The sequence below is a fragment of the Ruegeria sp. SCP11 genome (assembly GCF_040329455.1).
Taxonomy (GTDB): Bacteria; Pseudomonadota; Alphaproteobacteria; order Rhodobacterales; family Rhodobacteraceae; genus Ruegeria; species Ruegeria atlantica_E.
In genome coordinates this window covers 1-9,022 of record NZ_JBDZYG010000032.1, presented here as the reverse complement: position 1 = coordinate 9,022, position 9,022 = coordinate 1, and the positions used below count along the sequence as shown (strand labels likewise).

At 56.3% G+C, this 9,022-nt stretch carries 6 protein-coding genes, 1 tRNA gene and 1 pseudogene; 1 reads left to right on the top strand and 7 read right to left on the bottom strand.

The genetic code is table 11. The features are described from left to right. Positions 1 to 34 precede the first annotated feature (34 nt). Positions 35 to 111 (top strand) — tRNA-Met (locus ABLN94_RS24250). Here the strand turns inward: ABLN94_RS24250 and ABLN94_RS24245 are convergent. From ABLN94_RS24245 to ABLN94_RS24215, 7 genes and pseudogenes are all read right to left on the bottom strand, one after another. Continuing rightward, positions 68 to 1,651, bottom strand: a complete 1,584-nt coding sequence (locus tag ABLN94_RS24245; RefSeq protein WP_352997240.1) for a recombinase family protein — start codon at positions 1,649 to 1,651, stop codon at positions 68 to 70. The two genes, ABLN94_RS24250 and ABLN94_RS24245, sit on opposite strands and share 44 nt — an antisense overlap. A 65-nt stretch (positions 1,652 to 1,716) precedes the next feature. Beyond that, positions 1,717 to 2,760 carry a tyrosine-type recombinase/integrase gene (locus tag ABLN94_RS24240; RefSeq protein WP_352997238.1) on the bottom strand — a complete coding sequence of 348 codons (1,044 nt, stop codon included), beginning with the start codon at positions 2,758 to 2,760 and terminating at the stop codon, positions 1,717 to 1,719. Further along, on the bottom strand, positions 2,760 to 4,457 hold the full coding sequence (locus ABLN94_RS24235; RefSeq protein WP_352997236.1) for a site-specific integrase: 1,698 nt from the start codon (positions 4,455 to 4,457) through the stop codon (positions 2,760 to 2,762). Before ABLN94_RS24235 ends, ABLN94_RS24240 begins: the two co-directional genes overlap by 1 nt. Positions 4,458 to 4,623: 166 nt before the next feature. Continuing rightward, positions 4,624 to 4,830 carry a helix-turn-helix domain-containing protein gene (locus tag ABLN94_RS24230; RefSeq protein ID WP_352997234.1) on the bottom strand — a complete coding sequence of 69 codons (207 nt, stop codon included), beginning with the start codon at positions 4,828 to 4,830 and terminating at the stop codon, positions 4,624 to 4,626. 201 nt (positions 4,831 to 5,031) lie between these two features. Continuing rightward, entirely contained in the window at positions 5,032 to 5,736 is a 705-nt protein-coding gene (locus ABLN94_RS24225) for a hypothetical protein (protein ID WP_352997232.1), read from the bottom strand. A 751-nt stretch (positions 5,737 to 6,487) separates the two neighbouring features. Then, positions 6,488 to 7,423: a sulfotransferase family protein gene (locus ABLN94_RS24220; protein ID WP_352997230.1), complete on the bottom strand. Its 936-nt coding sequence runs from the start codon at positions 7,421 to 7,423 to the stop codon at positions 6,488 to 6,490. 30 nt (positions 7,424 to 7,453) lie between these two features. Next, positions 7,454 to 9,022: pseudogene (locus ABLN94_RS24215) on the bottom strand (hypothetical protein); the annotation flags it as partial.

Genomic DNA, 9,022 nt, shown 5'->3' with positions numbered 1-9,022 from the left:
AATCTCTCTAACGATGATACAAATCTGACTCTGACGCGGGATGGAGCAGCCCGGTAGCTCGTCAGGCTCATAACCTGAAGGTCGCAGGTTCAAATCCTGCTCCCGCAACCACTTGGGTCGAACAGAGTCTCGAACAAGCCGCCCCTGGGCGGCTTTGTTCATTCTGGGTCAGCCCAATCATCGCTGCCAGCGCACCCTCCAACTCGATCTGCACGCCATCCCGTTCATGTTGGATCGTAACACGTTCGATCAAGCCCCGGATAATCTCCAAGGCCCCTGTACGGATCGACGGATCCGATAGAGCCTGCGCCAGATCTGCGACCTTTGAGCGATAGAGTTCGGACAGATTTGGGTGCAGTCGCACCGGTGAGGGCGTAGGTTCGGAGAGCTTCACCTCAAGATCGGCAATCTGCGCTTCGAGCTCTTCGAGCCTCGCTTGAAGTCCGGGGGTGCGAATGCCCTCAGCGATTGCGTCATAAAACCCATTCAGTTTGCGCTCAGCTTTGTCCCGCTCGGATTGCAGACGGGTCCGGGCTACCTCCGCTGTGCCTGCTTCTGCGTTGGCGGCTTCGCTGAAGGACTTGATAAAAGCGGCGACTGCGTCGGGCTGCATCAGACGCTGACGAAGCAAATCCATGACGGCGTCTTCCAGGACATTGCGGCGAATGGATTGCTTATGGGAACAAGTACCGAGTTTGCGCGCGGCAGAGCAGGCGATATAGTCGCGCCCGACAGTGGCGAGTGGTCCTCCGCAGGTGCCGCAGAATGCAAGACCTGTCAGAAGGTGCTTCTTGCGACGCTTCTCCCAAAACTTGGTTTTCTTGATGGCTTTGACGCGGGGATCAGCCTCGATCTCGCCTTGCCGCTGCTTGACCGCCTCCCACAGCTCATCCCCGACGATCCGCAGCTCAGGGACCTCCGCGATGATCCATTTGGACGGATCGTTTAGACGGGAAACACGTCTGCCGGTCTCCGGGTCCTTGATGTAGCGCAGTCGGTTCCAAACAAGGCGGCCGATATAAAGCTCATTGTTGAGAAGGCCCGTCCCACGCACTCGGTGCCCTCGAATGGCGGTGTCACGCCATAACTTGCCACGGGGACCGGGAACACCTTCGGCGTTGAGGCGGCGCGCTATTGCTTTCGGGGAGTGCCCTTCGGTGAACTCTTGAAACACCCGCCGGACAACTTCAGCTTCCGCTGCGTTGATCATTCGTTCTCCCGTAACGGGTTGGCCGTCGGGCCCAAGACGACGGACGACATCATAGCCGTAGCTGTTGCCGCCGCCGGAGCGCCCAAGCTCGACACGCCCGCGCAGACCACGCCGGGTTTTGTCGGCCAGGTCTTTGAGGAACAGTTGGTTCATGGTGCCTTTGAGACCTACGTGCAATTCGCTGATCTCACCTTCGGCCAGTGTCACGATGCCAACACCTGCAAAGTTCAGACGTTTGAAGATCGCCGCGATGTCTGCCTGGTCTCGGCTCAACCGGTCCAGCGATTCCGCCAAAATCAGATCAACCCGTCCTTCCTGTGTTGCATGGAACAGCGCTTGCAGACCGGGGCGCAACATGGAGGCGCCGGAGACCGCACGATCAGAACAGGCGTCAACAACAGTCCAACCTTCCCGCTCAGCACGTTCCCGGCACAGTCGCATTTGGTCATCGATGGATGCGACTCTCTGCATTTGGCTGGAGAAACGGGCATAGATTGCAACTCGAATCATCGCTGGGCCTTTCTCTTCTGGTTGATCAAAGCCGCGTAGTCGCGGCCCGCTTCAATTGTCTGGGCGTGGATGTAGTGGCGCTCGGCGGTTCCGAAGCTCGTATGCGCAAGAATTGGTCGGATCAGCTTGGCATGTTCAGGTGAGGAGCGAGCCAAGGTTGTCGCGGCCGCATCCCGAAAGAAATGCGGTGGAATACGGCGACCAGTCAGCTTCAGTGTCTGCTCCGCGATCCGCGGGCTCAATGTGTCTACCTTCAACGGGGCACCCATCCTGCCGACCCACAAGACATCGTGTTGCTGTCGGCCACGCTCCATAAAAAAGGGACGGGCTTCGTTGACATAACGGCGCAAGAGCGGCTCAACGCTCTGGGGAACATCAGCTTCCCAAGGCTGTCCTGATTTTGTCAGATCCCCTGGGAGCGCGACGGTCAAGGTGTCTGCTGTGACATGCAAGGATATGCCAATCTGAAGGCCAGCGAAGGCGCGCCGCCGCATCGGCATCAAGGCCAGCATTGCAATCATGGTGCCATCCCGCAGATGCATCATTCTGCGCAGCGGTGTTTGTGCTGCTTCGGCATGATCCGCCACCAGAGACATTCCCGCCTTTAATAGAACCTCGCTGGACAACACACGCCCAAGCTTGCGATCCCGATCACCTCGACCCGCGGCGCGCTTCAATCCCGTTTTTAACCTCCGCTGAGCGGACCAGTCCTGCGTCGGGTCAGCTGCAGAGAGGATACGCAACACGCCATCAATGAACATCAACCGGGTCATCGGCCGGGTGTGTGACAGGTCCCGAAGCCAAGCGGAAAGGCGCGGCAGGGTCCCGCGTCGAGCCGGAGGCAGTGTGATCGCCTCCGTATCGCTGTTAATCAGCCATTGCAGCCATCGGGCATAGCGCAATTCTAACGTCTTCAACGAGGTCGCGCGTAGATGTGAGAGCGCGCCGCAATCGTCGAGTGGTCCACCTTCCGTCTGAAGGTTGAGCCACATATCCCGGTCTTGCACGGGCCAATCAGACAGAGGCAGAACAAGGCTCATCAGCGACGCCCTTTCTTGGCGTCTATCAGGTCAGCAAAGGCGCGTGTTGCCGAACGTGCCTCAAGACCGGAATACATGTTGATGGTGTGGCTGACCTCCGAATGTCCGAGCAACCGGCGCGCAACTTCGTAGCCGCCGGGATTGGCGTCAAGCCAGTTCATCACCGCAAAATGTCGAAACAGGTGGGCATTCATCTCCAACCCCGTTTCCTTCCGGATCCGTTTGGAGATGCGCGCAGACAGAACGCCGGGATCAACCGAATGCTGACCATCCCTCCGGGGAAACAGCCAAGGCGTTCCCGCGGGGCAGAGCTCCGGGCAGCGAGATTTGAGATGTACGTCGATCATGCGCAATACATCACGCGGGATCTCGAACTCGACGGGTCGATCATTTTTGGTCTCGCCGTCTTCCAGAACCAGGTAGGCTCGGCCATCACCGGGACGGTGCAGGTGGCGCTCCAGGTGGACGTCAGCCAGGTTCTTCACGCGAACTGGGCAGACCAGCAAGATGGCGATGGCGAGCGCATCTTCGCGTGCCAGAGCCCAGCCATACGGCTTAGACGTGCCGCGTGGTCGCGCGAATATCCGTTCAGGCAGAAGCAGCAGGCGTTTCTGATGCCGGTCCTCCTGCAACACCCGCAGCCGGCTTCGGTTTTTTTGGGTCATGCCATTCTGAGGTTTGACGGCCAGGCGCGCGGCAAGCCCCGACAGCGCGTCCCGGGTGTCATCGGGTGCATTGAGTATCCGGGCCAAGTTGCGGAGCAGCGCGGCGATCTCGCTGATCATCTTTGTGGTCTGGTTGTTGGTGCGCGATAACATCTGGCGCAAACCCCGTTCAGCCATCGTCGGATTGATCAGGACATCCAATCCGCCAATGTGGCAAATTGGGATGCCAGAATGAACCAGTTCGGAGGCAAACCGAACCAACTGTCTTTGGTATTGGGACAGGGTCGCGGATCGGAGTGCTCTGTTCTGACCGTCATCTGCCAGCGGGTCCGGATTGGACAGACGATGCATCAGCTCTGCAAGAGCAGTTTGGAATGGCGCTGGAAACGCGGTCACCGAAAAAGTGATGACCTTCCGACGCGATTCCAGAGGCAGGATGGCCTTGGGCCATTGTGAAATACGTCGGACCGCCAGGTTCCAGCCGTTGACGGCGGCACGATATGCGACGTCAGGCGATTTGCTGATCTCGTTATGCTCAAGGGCTACTCGATAGGCTTGGGCATGCTCTTCACACACAGTGGCAGGTTTGACGCCCTGCCGGTTTAGAAAGTGCACGAAGCGGCAGAGCGCGGGTTGCAATGTCTTGTCGCCCGACGCCAGAACAGCTGCCCAGAGCTCGTGCCAATCGGGAGACAGATCATCGATCCGGTTGAAGCGCCGTTCCACCAGCCCGAAATGCGCGAGCGCGGCCCGGGCATCACTGACCGCATTTTGCCAGCTCTTTGGTGTCAGACCAAGCGCAGCCGGTGCAACTTTGGTCAAACGGGGCTGCAACCAGCGGCTGTCGCAGGGTACATCCTCAGGAGGTAATCCAAGAGCTTTGGATGTACGGCGCAGGCCGGAGATCATATCTCGGCGGCGTCCGTCTGTCAGAGAGCTATCGGAGCGCAGTTGGTCCATGAGCTCGGCAAACATCGGTGTGTCGGCTTTGACAAAGGCAATTGCCAATGGAACGGGGATCTGGCTAGTCATCGGGTTTACGTTCCCTTGGACGTGTCAGGTCTCGGGTGGACGGGTGTGGACAGGAGGTCCGATTCGGGAAAAGCGTAGCACAAAAAGTTAGAAACTTACGGGCAGGCCCTCTTCCCGAAATGCGCATAATGCATTGACAAAAATGGACATTAATGGTCGCGATTGCCTACCAGCACTGTGCCTGCCGGTAAGCAGCATGTGCTGCCGGATCAATGCGGATGAGGCGTCCGCCGGGGCCGACCCGAATAACCTCAAGCAGGCCTGACGCAATCGCACGGCGCACCGTCTTCTCGGAGCAATTGTCCAGTTCAGCGACGTCTTTCACCGTCAGAAGCTGGCGGGGTCGGCTCTTCTTGGAAGTGATCTGTGGCATCCTGATGCGCCTCCTTTTGGTCAGAGGCGTTCCGACCCAGTTCCCGTACTGCCTGGGCAGCCAGCAATCGGACCAACTGGTCAATCGCTGTCTCAACCTGCTTGTGCGCGTGGTCGTCAGAAGGGGGAATGGCAGGAACGCGTGTCATGCCATGACCATGACAACGCGCCCAAAACAGGTCGAAGGGTGCAGATCTAGAATTTATTCCGGGATCGGTACACTTGCCATCACACTACGCACTGCCCACCACTCCCGTATCTCATTCCGGATCGTCTCACCGCTGATCGTGGCTGGCGGATTGGACAGCAAGGGAACGACGGCATTCACGAAGTCCACAAGGGGGCCCCGGCGTTCGGAGGTTACACCATCTGTACTATAGCTGACCCGGCGACCGATACACCCCCAGAACTCGAAAATCTGCCAAAGAACAACGCTTCGTCTATCGTCCCTGGTCCTCCGTTTGTCCGGTGCGTCGAGCGTGTGCGATGAATACTTCCCAGCGCTTCGGGTCAAGTTGCGGTTAATGTGTTCGACTATCGTCATGGCGTTATCAAAAATACCGCGCCAAAACATGTTGGGATCGTCTGCCCTTTGCCCAGCCTTCGGGTAGTCGATACGGAGATTTGAAAATCCCTGAGACGCTTTCTTCAAGTAGTGTTCCGCCCGGCGCAGATCCTGCAAAATGGCCTCCAACTGCTCCGGGCCTTTTTCCATCTGCTTAACAATGGTCAATATGGATGCTTTGACGGTGCCCGGAGCCAGCGCGAAGGCGAGATTTTGTGACAGTTGCTCCAGTTCACAGGGCTTGATGTCAAACCTAATGGACAGATCTGCTCTCATGGCATCATTCAAAGCACCTTGAGGGCCGTAGTTCTGGACGTTCCAGTTCACTATTTGCCTTGCCATGCAAATTAACTCCTCAGCACGTGTGATCCAATATGCGTGTCCAGTAGCCCGCCAGCCGCAGACCCTATACGGCTTAACAAGTGGTTGAAACCTCTCATCTGGTGTGATGCAGACTGCCAGAGGCAGCTGAAAAAATCCGACTCAATCCCAATAGTGTCCCGACCGCGAAAACAATTTGGATCGTCACACTTCGACCTTCCCATCTGCGTTTTCCACAGTTTAGCCGGACCTGAGGGCAGTCAGTGACTGCACCGGAAAGGCCCCGCGGCACGTGGTTTGGACCGACTGTTTTCCATTGCTGCCGACAGGCCAAAAACAGTTGCCACGGCTTGCCTGCTCACCGGCCACCAAGAACAGGACATGTTCCGGGGACTACCCCACCCCGCGCCAGGTCGGCTCCTTCTGGACTGGCGCAGAAACGCGACAACGAAACCCACCGGCTGACTGCCATTCGTCTCATCGGAACGGCAGGCTGATCGGGGACCGCTAAAGCTATTCAGGGCTCAGGTGGGGCAGGTGAAGAGCCTGCGGGGAAGCGGCTGGCCATCGACAAACGGCATCGCGTGGATACGGACGGGAAGCGAAGGGCCTTCTCCCACATGACGGGGGGAAGGAGCGGGGGGCGGCTATGGTAGGGTGCTTAGTCATCATTGGATGAGATTGTTAAATGCAAAGTTCCCGCTATTGGTACGCTTTACAACTGTACCCTAGCCATTTGTTCGACCAACCTGTCAGCGCTGTTTGGGAGTGCTCAACCACCTATCGGGGTTTCTCCGCTTGGCATACTGTTAGATTGAGGTTCAGCATGCTTGGGGATGATCCGAAAAGCCCGAGAGTTTTGTAAGTCGTACCAAAAGGAGAGTTTGGAATACCGTTCGAACAAATCGGGCGGTAGAATTGTTTCCCGTGGCTTGGGCTCTACTTTCGGGGCAACTCGATGAAGACCATCCAATCCCAATTGAGCATCAAATGTCGGCGCATCGTACTCAACAGCTGAAAAATCATGCTCAAAAAATGGTTCGTCCAAGAATTGGTAGATAAGTTTAATAACCTCAGCAGGTTGTCGAGTGAGTAAATCATAATCAACAATTACAATCTTGTCTGAGTCTTTCGAGTAACAAGCCTCGCGCAAAGCGTGCCAGGGAAACCCTACGAGTCGGTTTGCACCGGCCATCGCCTCAACCCTTGTATAGACAGTTGATCGTTCACCCGAAGAGTTAAAAAGCCGCGTATGTTCAAAGGGATTGTTGCGAAATTGTCGTTCCATACTGTCCATGATCCAGGAAACGTTTCGGACCAAGCAAATGACTTTCGCCTGTGGAAAAACATTCAGCAGTGCTGAAAGGTTGGCAGTCCAAGCACGATTTGTATCAAACACGACATCATGCGTACTTTCCGCATAGTAACTTTCGAAAAGACCGCGCAGCAGCCTAAGTCTTTGATTTTGGTCGACCATCGGCGATAGCTCTGAGCCGGCCGAAACCTGTGCAATTATATTTTCGAACAAGCTTGCGATTGGACTGGACATCCCTGCATGGAAACGAGGGTTTTGACGCAATATAGCGGCGGTCAGCGTCGAACCCGAACGAGGTAAGCCCGAGATAAAGTGAAACCGCCTTGTGCTAATTGGCTGCATCGCCGAACTCTCCCATAATTGCAATGCCGGATCGAACGAGTGATGCGGCATGCAATACTTCAAAGTGAAGCGGAAATAAGGCTAGATAAAGACGAAAGTGTCGTCTTCAGTGATCAGGCTTTCAGTTATCCCAGACAGTTCCGCCAACACTTCACCCGTAGCAGTTACCGAGATTGTTGTGTCCGGACCGCCGCCATCATCTATTGTAAGATCGGCGAAGGAAAGACCGTCTGCCAGTCCAAGCATGTCGACACCGTCCTGGAAGTCTGTGATGACATCCGCACCGTCTCCTACACGCAATATGAAAGAGTCGCTATCTGCGCCGCCGGTGAGAGTGTCGATCCCGCCACCACCATCCAGCGTATCGTCTCCTGCGTTGCCGCTTATGATTTCCGCTGCAGCTCCGCCAGTCAGGTTGTTGGCGGCGCTGTTGCCGTAGACGCCACTGTCGTCCTTGATCACCTCAATCGAACCAGCGTTGAAGATAAAATCGCGTTCAGTACTCGTAAAGGTAATCCCCGTAGCTTCGAGCGTGTCGTCACCGGTTCCACCCACCACCTGGAGTGCTGTCGGTTTGGAATTGACCGTGAAAACTGTTCCCGTTGCGTTTCCGCTTTCAACGGTGAGATTCTGAATTGATTTACCTGTGAGATCAAGCGACGCATCGTTGGTCAATAGCCGGTTGCCCACGTTACCTTGTACGAGAGTAATGTCGGACATGACCGCATCGTCAACGACAAGAGTGGTATTTGACGTAAAGCTACTAAGCCTCTCGACATTACTGAGGGAGACAGATGTCAGATCGAAGGTTGCAGAGCTCTGCAAGAATCTGAGCGTGTCCGACGTACTGCCGCCTCCGTCGAAACTTGTCACGCCGCTCCATGCAGAAGTCGAGTAGACATAGAGCCTGTCCACACTGCTCCCCCCTTGAACGGCTTCAGCGCTGCCGGTGCCGCGCAGAGAAACTCGCCCGCCACCGTTTCCAAGATCGACAGTCCCAATGCTTGCGGAATCATACACACGCACCCGGCCATAGCCGCTGCCCAATGAAAGATCTTCGATCCGCGACGAACCTCGGAGGTTGACGCCGTCGGTTCCATTGCCGCCAGTGAACGTTCCGACATAGCTAGTTCCATTGAGTTCCGACCGCGTATAGCCGACCGAGTCGAGAGTAACTCGATCGTGACTGTCGTTCGTCCGTAGCGTAAGAAAAACACTGCTTGTGCTAGGATTGATTGCACGAATTTCTTCGAATCCGCTTAGATTTAATGGTGTGTTTAGATTGAACGTGCCGCCACCCAGTAGGACTAGCTCGTCAGTCCCGGTACCTGCGTCCAGGTCGTCGGTGTTATTGAAGGTGTCGGCTGACCCGGAGATAGTCGAGTCCGCCGCAGTTGGCGCGAAGGTATCTGCCCCCGTAGTCAAAATCAGGTCGTCTGGTCCTGGCGCCGGGGCCGTGAACAATCCTCCATCGTCGATGATCGTCTCGATTGATCCTGCATTGAAAATGAAGTCACGCTCAAGGCTTGTGAAGGTCAGCCCGGTGGCATCGACTGTGTCGCTGCCCGCCCCCCCTCTGATCTGAAAAGCGGTCGCCTTCGAGTTGACCGTGAAGGTCGTTCCCGTTGCGTTTCCACTTTCAACGGTAAA

Bases quoted from the DNA above. Each gene is read 5' to 3' on its own strand.
- ABLN94_RS24245 (WP_352997240.1), bottom strand. From the start codon at position 1,651: ATGCGACTGTGCCGGGAACGTGCTGAGCGGGAAGGTTGGACTGTTGTT.
- ABLN94_RS24240 (WP_352997238.1), bottom strand. From the start codon at position 2,760: ATGAGCCTTGTTCTGCCTCTGTCTGATTGGCCCGTGCAAGACCGGGAT.
- ABLN94_RS24235 (WP_352997236.1), bottom strand. From the start codon at position 4,457: ATGACTAGCCAGATCCCCGTTCCATTGGCAATTGCCTTTGTCAAAGCC.
- ABLN94_RS24230 (WP_352997234.1), bottom strand. From the start codon at position 4,830: ATGCCACAGATCACTTCCAAGAAGAGCCGACCCCGCCAGCTTCTGACG.
- ABLN94_RS24225 (WP_352997232.1), bottom strand. From the start codon at position 5,736: ATGGCAAGGCAAATAGTGAACTGGAACGTCCAGAACTACGGCCCTCAA.
- ABLN94_RS24220 (WP_352997230.1), bottom strand. From the start codon at position 7,423: ATGCCGCATCACTCGTTCGATCCGGCATTGCAATTATGGGAGAGTTCG.